The 12,862-nt window shown below is 64.0% G+C and carries 13 protein-coding genes; 9 read left to right on the top strand and 4 right to left on the bottom strand.

The window, feature by feature from the left end; genetic code table 11:
- The 3 genes from VA602_RS13605 to VA602_RS13595 form a co-directional block, all read left to right on the top strand.
- The coding region (locus VA602_RS13605; RefSeq protein ID WP_323453450.1) for a RelA/SpoT family protein at positions 1-1,461 on the top strand (1,461 nt) is incomplete at its 5' end.
- A 23-nt stretch (positions 1,462-1,484) separates the two neighbouring features.
- Positions 1,485-1,865, top strand: a complete 381-nt coding sequence (locus tag VA602_RS13600) for a RidA family protein (protein ID WP_029612280.1) — start codon at positions 1,485-1,487, stop codon at positions 1,863-1,865.
- A 55-nt stretch (positions 1,866-1,920) separates the two neighbouring features.
- Positions 1,921-2,652, top strand: a complete 732-nt coding sequence (locus VA602_RS13595; RefSeq protein WP_063541810.1) for a hypothetical protein — start codon at positions 1,921-1,923, stop codon at positions 2,650-2,652.
- A 198-nt stretch (positions 2,653-2,850) separates the two neighbouring features.
- Here VA602_RS13595 and VA602_RS13590 read toward each other — a convergent pair whose 3' ends face one another.
- A complete protein-coding gene (locus tag VA602_RS13590) occupies positions 2,851-3,702 on the bottom strand; it encodes an SDR family oxidoreductase (protein WP_323453449.1) in 852 nt (283 codons plus the stop codon).
- 192 nt (positions 3,703-3,894) lie between these two features.
- On the opposite strand from VA602_RS13590, the gene exbB reads away from it, so the two are divergent.
- From exbB to VA602_RS13560, 6 genes are all read left to right on the top strand, one after another.
- Positions 3,895-4,857: a tonB-system energizer ExbB gene (gene exbB, locus VA602_RS13585; RefSeq protein ID WP_153774188.1), complete on the top strand. Its 963-nt coding sequence runs from the start codon at positions 3,895-3,897 to the stop codon at positions 4,855-4,857.
- 3 nt (positions 4,858-4,860) lie between these two features.
- Positions 4,861-5,289 (top strand): TonB system transport protein ExbD, encoded by a 429-nt coding sequence (exbD, locus tag VA602_RS13580; RefSeq protein WP_054894876.1) that lies wholly within the window; start codon positions 4,861-4,863, stop codon positions 5,287-5,289.
- A complete protein-coding gene (locus VA602_RS13575) occupies positions 5,286-6,020 on the top strand; it encodes an energy transducer TonB (RefSeq protein ID WP_063541816.1) in 735 nt (244 codons plus the stop codon). The genes exbD and VA602_RS13575 overlap by 4 nt, the downstream gene beginning before the upstream one ends.
- 93 nt (positions 6,021-6,113) lie before the next feature.
- Positions 6,114-7,040 carry a hydrogen peroxide-inducible genes activator gene (locus VA602_RS13570; RefSeq protein WP_054894878.1) on the top strand — a complete coding sequence of 309 codons (927 nt, stop codon included), beginning with the start codon at positions 6,114-6,116 and terminating at the stop codon, positions 7,038-7,040.
- 4 nt (positions 7,041-7,044) lie between these two features.
- On the top strand, positions 7,045-9,123 hold the full coding sequence (recG, locus tag VA602_RS13565; protein WP_323453448.1) for an ATP-dependent DNA helicase RecG: 2,079 nt from the start codon (positions 7,045-7,047) through the stop codon (positions 9,121-9,123).
- 80 nt (positions 9,124-9,203) lie between these two features.
- On the top strand, positions 9,204-10,607 hold the full coding sequence (locus VA602_RS13560) for an aminoacyl-tRNA deacylase and HDOD domain-containing protein (protein ID WP_323453447.1): 1,404 nt from the start codon (positions 9,204-9,206) through the stop codon (positions 10,605-10,607).
- Between the two features lie 39 nt (positions 10,608-10,646).
- Here VA602_RS13560 and VA602_RS13555 read toward each other — a convergent pair whose 3' ends face one another.
- The 3 genes from VA602_RS13555 to VA602_RS13545 form a co-directional block, all read right to left on the bottom strand.
- Positions 10,647-11,024, bottom strand: a complete 378-nt coding sequence (locus tag VA602_RS13555) for a hypothetical protein (RefSeq protein ID WP_054894881.1) — start codon at positions 11,022-11,024, stop codon at positions 10,647-10,649.
- 152 nt (positions 11,025-11,176) lie between these two features.
- Complete coding sequence (locus tag VA602_RS13550) at positions 11,177-11,476, bottom strand: HU family DNA-binding protein (protein ID WP_054894882.1); 300 nt, start codon at positions 11,474-11,476, stop codon at positions 11,177-11,179.
- 187 nt (positions 11,477-11,663) lie between these two features.
- Positions 11,664-12,812: an NAD(P)/FAD-dependent oxidoreductase gene (locus VA602_RS13545; RefSeq protein ID WP_323453446.1), complete on the bottom strand. Its 1,149-nt coding sequence runs from the start codon at positions 12,810-12,812 to the stop codon at positions 11,664-11,666.
- Positions 12,813-12,862: the final 50 nt, after the last annotated feature.

The following is a 12,862-nucleotide window of genomic DNA, read 5'->3' as shown; positions in this document are numbered from 1 at the left end:
GAGACCTCGCTGGCCAACTGCCTGGCGGCGGACGGCATCGAGGGCGAGGTCAGCGGCCGACAGAAACACCTCTATGGCATCTACAAGAAGATGCGCGGCAAGCGCCGCGCCTTCAACGAGATCATGGACGTGTACGCCTTCCGCATCATCGTCGACAAGGTCGACACCTGCTACCGCGTGCTGGGTGCCGTGCACAACCTGTACAAGCCGCTGCCGGGGCGCTTCAAGGACTACATCGCGATTCCCAAGGCCAACGGCTACCAGTCGCTGCACACCACGCTGTTCGGGATGCACGGTGTGCCCATCGAAATCCAGATCCGCACCCGCGAAATGGAAGAGATGGCCAACAACGGCATCGCCGCGCACTGGCTGTACAAGTCGAACGAGGAAGAACAGCCCAAGGGCAGCCACGCCCGCGCCCGTCAATGGGTCAAGGGCATCCTCGAGCTGCAGCAGCGGGCCGGCAATTCGCTGGAGTTCATCGAGAGTGTGAAGATCGACCTGTTCCCGGACGAGGTCTATGTCTTCACGCCCAAAGGCCGGATCATGGAGCTGCCCAAAGGCTCCACTGCCGTCGACTTCGCCTACGCGGTGCACACCGACGTCGGCAACAGCTGCATCGCCTGCCGCATCAACCGTCGCCTGGCACCGCTCTCCGAGCCGTTGCAAAGTGGCTCGACGGTCGAGATCGTCAGTGCGCCGGGCGCACGCCCAAACCCGGCCTGGCTCAATTTCGTGGTTACCGGCAAGGCACGCACGCACATTCGCCATGCGCTCAAACAGCAGCGCCGCTCCGAATCCATCAGCCTCGGCGAACGCCTGCTGAACAAAGTGCTGACGGGCTTCGACAGCAGCCTGGACAAGATCGCCGCCGAGCGCGTCCAGGCCATCCTCACCGAATACCGCCTGGAGCTCGTCGAAGACCTGCTCGAAGACATCGGCCTGGGCAACCGCATGGCCTACGTGGTCGCACGCCGCTTGCTGTCGGCCGAAGGCGAGCAACTACCATCGCCAGAGGGCCCGCTGGCGATCCGCGGCACAGAAGGCCTGGTGCTCAGCTACGCCAAGTGCTGTACGCCGATCCCGGGGGACCCCATCGTCGGCCACCTGTCGGCGGGCAAGGGCATGGTCGTGCACCTGGAAGACTGCCGCAACATCAGTGAAATCCGACACAACCCGGAGAAGTGCCTGCAGCTCTCCTGGGCCAAGGACGTCACCGGCGAGTTCAATGTCGAACTGCGCGTCGAACTGGAACACCAGCGCGGCCTGATCGCCCTGCTGGCCAGCAGCGTCAACGCCGCCGACGGCAACATCGAGAAGATCAGCATGGATGAGCGCGACGGTCGCGTCAGCGTGGTCCAACTGGTGGTCAGCGTGCGCGACCGCGTGCACCTGGCCCGCGTGATCAAGAAGCTGCGCACCCTGACCGGCGTGGTCCGCATCACCCGAACGCGTGCGTAGTCCGTCAACCGCAAGGAGTCAACATGACCAAGACCGTCATCAACAGCGACAAGGCCCCTGCCGCCATCGGCACCTACTCCCAGGCGATCAAGGCTGGCAACACCGTCTACATGTCGGGCCAGATTCCTCTGGATCCCAAGACCATGGAGCTGGTTGAAGGCTTCGAGGCACAGACCGTGCAGGTCTTCGAAAACCTCAAGGCTGTTGCCGAGGCCGCTGGCGGTTCGTTCAAGGATATCGTCAAGCTGAACATCTTCCTCACCGACCTGAGCCACTTCGCCAAGGTCAACGAGGTCATGGGTCGCTACTTCGAGCAGCCCTACCCAGCCCGTGCCGCGATTGGCGTGGCTGCCCTGCCAAAGGGCTCGCAAGTCGAGATGGACGCCATCCTCGTCATCGAGTGATGCCCCAGGCGGCGGGCGCCCGGCCTGCCGCCTTTCCTTCCTGAAGGTTCCCACCATGCGTCATGCCCTGCCTCTCGCGCTGGCAGCCCTGCTTCTGGGCGGCTGCGCCAGCCACAAACCTGAAGATTTCAACGGTACCTGGATCAACCAGGATGCCATCGACGCCGCCGTCAAGGGCGACAGCTTGCGCAAGGCGCTGTCCAGCCATGGTCCGGTGTTCGAATGGAAGATTGACGTCGCCAGCCAGCAAGCCCGTTACAGCAATGGCTTCGAAGCCGCTGAGGGCAGCCTCGTCGCGGCGGACAAGCAATGGCAAGCCAATTTCGAAGGCGGCCAGAGCGAGCAATTGAGCCTCGATGGCGACGAGTTGCAAACGACCGACGCCTCCGGCGCCAAGCAGACCTTCGTGCGCAGCAAGCCCCCGACACCCGCCGACGCACCGCTGGGTGGCAGCTTCGAGAAGGCGCTGTACAAGGCGTACCTGGGTGGCGAATGGAAAATCGTCGAAGGCCCAGGCCAGGGCGCCAAGGTCCGCTTCGCCGACGACGGCGGCGTGACCGGCTTGCCCGATCTGGACCGTTACGCCCTTTGCCTGGCCGGCGATTGCGCGACCATGGGCGGCGACAACGACAGCCTCTGGCTGGAGCGCGACCAACGCGGCGCCCCCTGGGTGTTCAAGCGTGATGACGACAAGCTGGAGATCTTCCGTGCAGTCAACCGTGCGCAGCCCGACGAAATGCCAGAACTCGCGGCTGGCGCGCGGCAGTGGGTGCTTGAGCGCGACTGATCCACTACCTGCAGGAGCAATTGTCTCGTCCAAAATTTAAAGACCAGCCCAATCCCTGTGGGAGCGGCGGTTCGGCGCCCCGACTTGTCCCGCGATCACCGGCGAAGCCGGTGCCATGCAGCGCGGTATCCGATTCGCGGGCAAGCCCGCTCCTACGGGTACCCGGCCAGCCTCGACACCGGTAGTCGAGGCTTGGCTTCAGCCTTTCAGGATCGCCGCGTACCCTTCCTTGTAGCTCGCATACTGCGGCACCCAGCCCAGCGCCCGTGCCCGCGCGTTGCTGCAGCGCTTGCTGCCGGTGCGGCGCACGCGCTGCTCGTCCGACCACTCGGTAACGCCCATGTACTGGCGCAGCCAGGCCACCACCTCGGCCAGCGGGGCCGGATCGTCGTCGACACCGATGTAGCAGTCCTCCAGCGCCACCCCTTCCGCGTCTGCCTGCAGCAGGAACGCCAGCAAACCGGCCGCGTCCTCGGCATGAATGCGATTGCCGTACAGCGGCGGCTCCTCGGCCACCCGATATCCCTGGCGCACCTGGCTAAGCAGCCACTCGCGGCCGGGGCCATAGATCCCCGTCAGGCGCACCAGGCTGGCGGGAATCCCGCTCTCAAGCGCCAAGCGCTCGGCCTCCAGCATGATCCGCCCCGAATATCCCTCGGGCTCGGTGGCAGCACCTTCCTCGACCCACTCGCCGCTCTGCTGCGCATAGACGCTGCTGCTGGACACGAACAGCAAGCGGCGCGGATGCTGCCCCTTGTCCGCCAACCAGCTCAGCACGTGGCGCAAACCCTCCACATAGGCGGCCCGATAACCGGCTTCATCGTGCTGACTGGCCGCCACGCAATACACCAGATAATCCGGGAAATGCTCGGGCCAGCCTGCAGGAATGCTGGCGTCGGACAGATCGGCTGCCACCGGCAGAACGCCTGCGGGCAGCTGCGCCACCGTGCGACGCAGCCCATGTACCTGCCAGCCGCGGGCGAGCAGTTGCCGGGCCAGGCGGCTGCCTACATCACCACAACCTACGATCATCGCGGACAGATCCGACATCACTTCACTCCAGAACGAAAGGCCCAGGCTAGCCGTATTAGACGATCAGCGGCTATCCAAAGCGTAAAAAAAGATACTCTATTACTTTTGTTAACAAGAATTACTTGCAATAATGGCGCCCTGATCAGTTCTCGGCCCGCCTCGAGGCCATGGAGAACACCACCTCATTTTTCTTCATCAGGTCCGGCCAGCATGACTCGTACTCAACCTTCCGCTTCGCCAACCACGTCGCGCGCCTGGCGCGCCATCGCCGCGCTGCTGTTCAGCCTGGTGCTGGCCCCGGCCGCCATGGCTGAAGAGCCTGCCGCCAACGGCGCCACCCCTCCTGCTGCAGTCGCTCCGGCTGACCCGGCCGCCACTGGCCAGGCATCCGCGAACGCCGCTGAGCCCGCCGAGGCCCAGGCGCCAGCAGGCGAGAACGTCGAAGCACTGGTCGAAGACACCTCGCTCGGCATGGCTCACGACCTGTCCCCATGGGGCATGTACAAGAACGCCGATATCGTCGTGAAGGCGGTAATGATCGGCCTGGCCATCGCCTCCATCATCACCTGGACCATCTGGATCGCCAAGGGCTTCGAGCTGATGGGCGCCAAGCGCCGCCTGCGCGGTGAAATCGCCCTGCTGAAGAAATCTGCCAGCCTGAAAGAAGCCAGCAGCGTCGCCGACAAAGAGGGCACCCTGGCCCATACCCTGATCCACGACGCCCTCGAGGAAATGCGCTTGTCGGCCAACACCCGCGAGAAGGAAGGCATCAAGGAACGCGTCAGCTTCCGCCTGGAGCGCCTGGTCGCTGCCAGCGGTCGCAACATGAGCAGCGGCACCGGCGTGCTGGCCACCATCGGCTCCACCGCGCCATTCGTCGGCCTGTTCGGCACCGTGTGGGGCATCATGAACAGCTTCATCGGCATCGCCAAGACCCAGACCACCAACCTCGCCGTCGTTGCCCCAGGCATCGCCGAAGCCCTGCTGGCCACCGCCCTGGGCCTGGTCGCCGCGATTCCGGCCGTGGTCATCTACAACGTCTTCGCCCGTTCCATCGCCGGCTACAAGGCGCAGGTCTCCGACGCCTCGGCGCAGGTCCTGCTGCTGGTCAGCCGTGACCTGGACCATCAGGCTGGCGAGCGCGCCGCCCCGCACATGGTGAAAGTGGGGTAAGCCATGGGCCTGCATCTCAACGAAGGTGGCGACGACCTCGCCGAAAACCACGAAATCAACGTCACGCCGTTCATCGACGTGATGCTGGTACTGCTGATCATCTTCATGGTTGCCGCACCACTGGCGACGGTCGACATCAAGGTCGACCTGCCAGCCTCGACCGCAAAACCTGCACCGAGGCCCGAGAAACCGGTGTTCGTCAGCGTCAAGGCCGACAAGAAGCTGTACGTCGGCGATGACGCGGTGGCCCTGCCCGAACAGCTTGGCGCGATGCTCGACGCCAAGACCAAGGGCGACAAGGAAACCACCATCTTCTTCCAGGCCGACAAGGGTGTTGACTACGGCGACCTGATGGAAGTGATGAACACCATGCGCGCGGCCGGCTACCTCAAGGTCGGTCTGGTCGGACTCGAGACGGCAGCCAAGAAATGACGAACAAGCGCTCCAACCTGGTGCGCTACGGTGCCAGCCTGGCAGCCGTGCTCGGTGTGCACGTGATCGCCGTAGTGCTGACGCTCAACTGGTCGGTGCCCCAGGCCATCGAGCTGCCGCCGGCAGCGATGATGGTCGAGCTGGCACCGGTCCCCGAGCCTGCGCCACCGCCGCCACCGAAAGCTGCTCCGCAGCCGCCTGCGCCGGTCGAAGAGCCACCGCTGCCCAAGCTGGTGGAGGCTCCGAAACCGAAGATCGCGATCCCGAAGCCGCCCAAGCCGAAGGCCAAGCCCCAGCCGCCCAAGCCCGAGAAAAAGCCTGAGCCGCCGAAGGACGAACCACCGGCCAAGGAACAAGTGGCCGATACCGCGCCAAGCAACGCTCCGCCGCAGAAGTCGGCAGCGCCGCAGCCGAGTATCGCCTCCAACAGCAACGCCCTGCCGACGTGGCAAAGCGACCTGCTGCGTCACCTGGCGAAGTACAAGAAGTACCCGGAAGACGCGCGTCGCCGTGGCCTGCAAGGAATCAACCGGCTGCGCTTCGTGGTCGATGCCGAGGGCAAGGTGCTGTCGTATTCATTGGCCGGAGGCTCAGGCAGTGCTGCACTGGACCGCGCGACGATGGACATGATCCGCCGCGCCGGCACGGTCCCCAAGCCGCCTGCGGAGTTGTTGAACAATGGCACGATCGAGGTAGTGGCGCCCTTCGTCTACTCGTTGGACAAGCGCTGATACATTGCATCTGTCACAAAACCGCAAGTCTGATAACGTGCGTCTATCGATTGCACCCGCTATGCTGGGGCCGCAACTTCATGGACGCACGTTATGACCCTCACTGAACTCCGCTACATCGTCACACTCGCTCAGGAGCAGCACTTCGGCCATGCCGCCGAGCGTTGCCACGTCAGCCAGCCGACCCTGTCGGTCGGGGTGAAGAAGCTTGAGGACGAGCTGGGCGTGCTGATCTTCGAACGCAGCAAGAGCGCCGTACGCCTGACACCGGTCGGCGAAAGCATCGTCGCCCAGGCGCAGAAGGTGCTCGAGCAGGCCCAAGGCATCCGCGAACTGGCCCAGGCCGGCAAGAACCAGCTCACTGCTCCACTGAAAGTCGGCGCCATCTATACCGTCGGCCCCTACCTGTTCCCGCACCTGATTCCACAGTTGCACCGGGTTGCCCCGCAGATGCCGCTGTACATCGAAGAGAACTTCACCCACGTGCTGCGCGAGAAACTGCGCAACGGCGAACTGGACGCGGTGATCATCGCGCTGCCGTTCAACGAGGCCGACGTGCTGACGCTACCGCTGTACGATGAGCCATTCTGCGCGCTGATGCCGGCCGACCACCCCTGGACCGCCAAGAAGACCATCGACACCGCCCTGCTCAACGACAAGAGCCTGCTGCTGCTCGGCGAAGGTCACTGCTTCCGCGACCAGGTGCTCGAAGCCTGCCCGACCCTGAACAAGGGTAACGATGCCTCGAAGCACACCACGGTCGAATCCAGCTCGCTGGAGACCATCCGTCATATGGTCGCCTCGGGCCTGGGTGTTTCGATCCTGCCGTTGTCGGCGGTACACAGTCATCACTACGCCCCTGGCGTCATCGAAGTGCGTCCACTGACAGCGCCTGCGCCGTTCCGAACCGTTGCCATCGCCTGGCGCGCCAGCTTCCCGCGGCCAAAGGCAATCGAGATCCTCGCCGATTCGATCCGCCTCTGTTCGGTCGCCAAGGCGCCTGCGCCACAGCCGGCCTGATGCCATGACGGAGTTGTCGAAGGTCCCGGTCACCGAGCTCAAGGGCGTCGGCGAGGCCATGGCGGAAAAACTCGCCAAGGTCGGCCTGGAAAGCCTGCAGGACTTGCTGTTCCACCTGCCACTGCGCTACCAGGACCGCACCCGCGTCGTACCGATCGGCGCCCTGCGTCCCGGTCAGGATGCCGTGATCGAGGGCGTGGTCAGCGGGGCTGACGTGACCATGGGCAAACGCCGCAGCCTGGTGGTACGCCTGGGCGACGGCACAGGCGTGCTTAGCCTGCGCTTCTATCACTTCAGCAATGCGCAGAAAGAAGGCCTCAAGCGTGGCACCCACCTGCGCTGCTACGGTGAGGCACGCCCCGGTGCCTCTGGCCTTGAGATCTATCATCCGGAGTACCGCGCGCTCAACGGCGACGAACCGCCACCGCCGGTCGAGCAGACCCTGACGCCGATCTACCCGACAACCGAAGGCCTCACCCAGCAGCGTCTGCGCCTGCTCTGCCAGCTCAGCCTGAGCAAGCTCGGCCCGCGCAGCCTGCCCGACTGGCTGCCGGATGAGCTGGCCCGCGACTATCACCTGGCGCCACTGAACGACGCCATCCGCTACCTGCACAACCCACCCGCCGACGCCGACCTCGACGAGCTTGCCGAAGGCCAGCACTGGGCCCAGCACCGCCTCGCATTCGAGGAACTGCTCACGCACCAGCTCTCCCAGCAGCGTCTGCGTGAGAGCCTGCGTGCCCTGCGAGCCCCGGTGCTGCCCAAGGCCAGCCGCCTGCCCGGACAGTACCTGGCCAACCTCGGATTCACTCCCACCGGTGCCCAGCAGCGGGTAGGCAACGAGATCGCCTATGACCTCAGCCAGCCAGAGCCGATGATGCGCCTGGTGCAAGGTGACGTGGGTGCCGGCAAGACCGTGGTTGCTGCACTGGCAGCGCTGCAGGCGCTGGAGGCCGGTTACCAGGTCGCGCTGATGGCGCCCACCGAGATCCTCGCCGAACAGCACTACATCACCTTCAAGCGCTGGCTCGAACCCTTGGGGATAGAAGTCGCCTGGCTGGCTGGCAAGCTCAAAGGCAAGGCTCGCGCCAGTGCGCTGGAGCAAATCGCAGGCGGCGCCCCCATGGTGGTCGGCACCCATGCGCTGTTCCAGGAAGAAGTGAAGTTTCGCCACCTGGCCCTGGCGATCATCGACGAACAGCACCGTTTCGGCGTGCAGCAACGGCTGGCCCTGCGCAAGAAGGGCGTGAACGGCACGCTGTGTCCGCACCAGTTGATCATGACCGCCACCCCCATCCCGCGTACGCTCGCCATGAGCGCCTACGCCGACCTCGATACCTCCATTCTTGATGAGCTGCCGCCCGGCCGAACGCCAGTCAATACCGTGCTGGTGGCCGACAGTCGCCGCTTCGAGGTGGTAGAGCGGGTCCGCGCTGCCTGCGCCGAAGGGCGCCAGGCCTACTGGGTGTGCACCCTGATCGAGGAATCCGAGGAGCTGACCTGCCAGGCCGCCGAAAGTACGTTCGAAGAGCTGGGCAGCGCGCTCGGCGAGCTGCGTGTGGGCCTGATCCACGGGCGCATGAAGCCTGCGGAAAAAGCCGCGGTGATGGCCGAATTCAAGGCCGGCCATCTGCAATTGCTGGTGGCCACCACGGTGATCGAGGTGGGGGTGGACGTGCCCAACGCCAGCCTGATGATCATCGAAAACCCTGAACGCCTGGGCCTGGCCCAGCTTCACCAGCTGCGTGGCCGGGTCGGTCGGGGTAGCGCCGTCAGCCATTGCGTGCTGCTCTATCACCCGCCACTGTCACAGATCGGCCGCGAACGCTTAGGGATCATGCGCGAGACCAACGATGGCTTCGTCATCGCCGAGAAGGATCTTGAGCTGCGCGGCCCCGGCGAAATGCTCGGCACCCGACAGACCGGCCTGCTGCAATTCAAGGTCGCCGACCTGATGCGTGACGCCGACCTGCTGCCCGCAGTACGCGACGCCGCACAGGCATTGCTGGCACGCTGGCCCGATCATGTCAGCCCGCTACTGGATCGGTGGCTGCGTCACGGCCAACAATACGGCCAAGTGTGACACCGGTCCCATTCGTGCCCCAGTTCAAGGCTCAGGATGGTTATACTTCGCGTTTAAAAAGACACCTTTGGAAACAGACCATGACTGAAGTGGCCCTGGACACCGCAACCCCGCACGCTCCGTCGGTCATCCGACTGCTGCTGGAAAAGCTCGGCGTAGCCTATCGCGAGGTGTCCGAACACCCGCGGCTGCCCGCGAAATCGCGCGTCCAGGCCGTTCTGCTGGACGATGAAGTCGGCGCGCTCATGGTGCTGTTCCCACAAAACCATCTGCTGGACTTGAAGCGCCTGGAAGAGCTGACCGGTCGCAAACTCAAGGCCGTGCCGCTGGAGCGATTGAAGAAGATGCTCGACAAGCACCAGCTCAAGGCCTTGCCGGCAATCCCGGCCCTGACCAGCTCACCGTGCCTGTACGACGAACGGCTGCTCAACGCCGATAGCCTGTTGATCCAGTCCGGTGAGGCTGGGCTGCTATTGGAAGTGGCCCGCGACAACTTCAAGCGCATGCTGAGCAAGGCCAGCGCCGGCAGCTTTGGCCTTGAAGTCGAAAGCATCCAGCGCAACCTCGACCGCCCCCACGACGACACCAAGGAAATCTCCAACGCGGTCCAGGCTTTCACTGCCCGACGCATCCAGCAGCGCCTGGAGCAGACCATCGAGATCCCGCCACTGGCCGACACCGCGCAGAAGATCATCAAGCTGCGCGTCGACCCCAACGCCAGCGTCGACGACATCACCGGCGTGGTCGAAACCGACCCGGCACTGGCCGCACAGGTGGTGAGCTGGGCCGCATCGCCCTACTACGCGTCACCCGGCAAGATCCGCTCGGTGGAAGATGCCATCGTTCGCGTGCTGGGCTTCGACCTGGTGATCAACCTTGCGCTGGGCCTGGCCCTGGGCAAGACCCTGAGCCTGCCGAAAGACCATCCGCAGCAGGCCACGCCTTACTGGCAGCAGTCGATCTACACAGCCGCAGTGATCGAAGGCCTGACCCGCGCCATGCCGCGCGCCGAACGCCCCGAAGCGGGTCTAACCTACCTGGCGGGGCTGCTGCACAACTTCGGCTATCTGCTGCTGGCCCACGTGTTCCCGCCGCACTTCTCGTTGATCTGTCGTCATCTTGAGGTCAACCCGCACCTGTACCACAGCTATGTCGAGCAGCACCTGCTGGGCATCAGCCGCGAGCAGATCGGCGCCTGGCTGATGAAGCTGTGGGACATGCCGGATGAGCTGTCCGCGGCGCTGCGCTTCCAGCACGACCCAAGCTATGAAGGCGAGTATTCGGCCTACCCGAACCTCGTGTGCCTGGCCACGTCGCTGTTGCGTTCCCGGGGCATTGGCTCAGGGCCGCAGGAAGAAATTCCGGAGGCGCTGCTCGAACGCCTTGGACTGACCCGCGACAAGGCGGAGGACGTAGTGAGCAAGGTGCTGGAAGCCGAAGCGCTGCTGCGCGAACTGGCCTCGCAGTTCCAGGCCCCACACTGACTGGCACGAGCGGGTTTGCCCGCTCGTACACAGGCGGATTCAGGCCTTTTTCTTGCGGGGCTTGAGGTATTTCATCAGCCCCTGAAACCAGATCACCAATGCCGGGTTGCCCTTGATCTGGATGTTCTTGTCCTGAATGCCCTGCATGAACGCCAACTGCTTGTTGCCAGCCTGCAAGGTGGCAAAGCCGAACGCGGCATCCTTGAAGGCGATGGCAAAGGCCGGTTGAGGGTGCAGGCCACCCTTGCTGCTGATGCGCTCACCACTCACCGTGAAATGCCGGGCCACTTTGCCATCCAAGGTCTGCATCTGGAACACCAGGTCCTTGTCGCGCAGTTGCTGCTGGAACGCCGGGTTGTTACGGCTGGCCCTGGCCATCAGCAGCCCCATGGCCCAGAGAAGAAAGCGAAACTTCATCAACGCGCCTCGATTGAAATATGACTGAAGCGCGCAGTTTATCCCTTTCTTAAACTTTTTACGCCAGCTCGCCGCATTGTTTCTGCACGCCAGAAAGCACAACGGACGCCCTGGGGCGCCCGTTCGGATGACAGTGGAGTGTCAGGAATCGATCACTTGCCTTTCTTGGCTGGCTTGGCGGGAACGTTGACGCTGTCACGCAGGTTCTTGCCAGGTTTGAAGGCAACAGTGTTGCTGGCCTTGATCTTCACCGGTTGACCAGTCTGTGGGTTCTTGCCGGTGCGCGCGCCGCGGTGACGCTTCTCGAAGGTGCCGAAACCGACCAGGGTGACGGTATCCTTGTCGAGCGCGCCAGTGATGCTGTCGAGAATCGCGTTCAGCACCTGATTGGCCTTTTCCTTGGTCAGATCGGCCTTTTCGGCGATGACGGCGGCGAGTTCTGGTTTACGCATAGTGAAGCCTCTTTGACGGGATTTTTGTTGTTATGCCGTGCTACCTGCGAAAGCAGCGCCCAAGGCGCCGCAGGCTCTAATCTGCGGCAGACGGAAGTGAGAATGGCACGCTCACCGTGGCCGCGCCAGTGTCTGAGCGGCCATTGTCGCGCCAAGAACAAGCCAAATACGACAGTTCGAACGGCATTCAGGCCATTAGAGGCGGAAGCTGCCGATTCAGCGCCAGCTTTTCCAAAACCGCCGACCCCGTGAGGGCATAGCCCAGCAACTGGCCATCGGCGCTGTAGCACAGCGCTTTCAGGTCGCTGCCCTGCCCTTCGACCTGCCAGGTTCCCTCTCGGCCCATCGGTGCTGGCGAAACAACCAGCGGGCACGCGGGCGTCTTTACCGTGACAGGCATCGGGCCATAGTTCACACCCGTGGGGTTGCCGGCGAGCGTCTGCGCCAGCGCGCGGGCGCAAGCCATCAGCGGCATGACGTAGAGCAGGTTGATGCCATTCACTTCGGCGCAATCGCCCAAGGCAAAGATGTTTGCGTGGGAGGTCCGCAGTTGGCGATCCACCACTACCCCCCGGTTCACCTGCAGTCCGGCAGCGGCGGCAAGGTCTGTACGCGGTCGCAGGCCGATGGCCGAGACCACCAGATCACAGGCGATCACGCTGCCGTCCGACAAGTGAGCCTCGAGACCGCCGCCGGTGCGCTGCAGGCGGGTCAGCACCGGGCCCAGATGGAAGCGCACGCCCAGCCCTTCCAGGCCAGCCTGCACCGCACTGGCGGCAGCAGGATGCAACAAGGTCGGCATCACCTGCTCACAGGGCGCCACCACGTCGCACTGGTAGCCGCCGAGGGTCAGATCGTTGGCGAACTCGCAGCCGATCAGCCCGGCACCCAGCAGCAACACGCGCCGCTTGCCCGCGGCGGCGGCACGAAAGCGCGCGTAGTCTTCCAAGTCGTTGATCGGAAAGACCAGCTCGGTGCCGTCGCCCTCAATCGGCACCTGTACCGTCTGCGCACCCAAGGCCAACACCAGGTCGCGGTATTGCACCGCCTCCTCGCCGATCCACAAGCGCTTGTGACCAGGGTCGATGCCGCTGATACGGGTATGGGTACGAATCTCGGCCTTGAGCTGCTCGGCCATGGCGCCCGGCTCGGCCATGCACAGGCCGTCGGCGTCCTTGTGCTTGGCAAAGCCGGTGGAGAGCATCGGCTTGGAATAGGAGCGACCGTCGTCGGCGGTGATCAGCAACAGCGGCGTGTCAGCGTCGAGCTTGCGAAATTCCCGGGCCAGGTTATAGCCCGCAAGGCCAGTGCCGATGATCACCACAGGGGACGTCATGTCGTGCTTCCTCTTGCAGGGGGTCGTCGATCAGCCGATGGCGATCATTT

The organism is Pseudomonas machongensis (assembly GCF_034961125.1).
Taxonomy (GTDB): Bacteria; Pseudomonadota; Gammaproteobacteria; order Pseudomonadales; family Pseudomonadaceae; genus Aquipseudomonas; species Aquipseudomonas machongensis.
The sequence above is the reverse complement of the archived record's forward strand: the minus strand, read 5'-3'. Positions and strand labels throughout refer to the sequence as shown.

What these genes read in the sequence shown, in the direction of transcription:
- VA602_RS13560 (WP_323453447.1), top strand. Translation starts at nt 9,204, where the DNA reads ATGACTGAAGTGGCCCTGGACACCGCAACCCCGCACGCTCCGTCGGTC.
- VA602_RS13555 (WP_054894881.1), bottom strand. Translation starts at nt 11,024, where the DNA reads ATGAAGTTTCGCTTTCTTCTCTGGGCCATGGGGCTGCTGATGGCCAGG.
- VA602_RS13550 (WP_054894882.1), bottom strand. Translation starts at nt 11,476, where the DNA reads ATGCGTAAACCAGAACTCGCCGCCGTCATCGCCGAAAAGGCCGATCTG.
- VA602_RS13545 (WP_323453446.1), bottom strand. Translation starts at nt 12,812, where the DNA reads ATGACGTCCCCTGTGGTGATCATCGGCACTGGCCTTGCGGGCTATAAC.
- exbD (WP_054894876.1), top strand. Translation starts at nt 4,861, where the DNA reads ATGGGCCTGCATCTCAACGAAGGTGGCGACGACCTCGCCGAAAACCAC.
- VA602_RS13595 (WP_063541810.1), top strand. Translation starts at nt 1,921, where the DNA reads ATGCGTCATGCCCTGCCTCTCGCGCTGGCAGCCCTGCTTCTGGGCGGC.
- exbB (WP_153774188.1), top strand. Translation starts at nt 3,895, where the DNA reads ATGACTCGTACTCAACCTTCCGCTTCGCCAACCACGTCGCGCGCCTGG.
- VA602_RS13590 (WP_323453449.1), bottom strand. Translation starts at nt 3,702, where the DNA reads ATGTCGGATCTGTCCGCGATGATCGTAGGTTGTGGTGATGTAGGCAGC.
- VA602_RS13570 (WP_054894878.1), top strand. Translation starts at nt 6,114, where the DNA reads ATGACCCTCACTGAACTCCGCTACATCGTCACACTCGCTCAGGAGCAG.
- VA602_RS13600 (WP_029612280.1), top strand. Translation starts at nt 1,485, where the DNA reads ATGACCAAGACCGTCATCAACAGCGACAAGGCCCCTGCCGCCATCGGC.
- recG (WP_323453448.1), top strand. Translation starts at nt 7,045, where the DNA reads ATGACGGAGTTGTCGAAGGTCCCGGTCACCGAGCTCAAGGGCGTCGGC.
- VA602_RS13575 (WP_063541816.1), top strand. Translation starts at nt 5,286, where the DNA reads ATGACGAACAAGCGCTCCAACCTGGTGCGCTACGGTGCCAGCCTGGCA.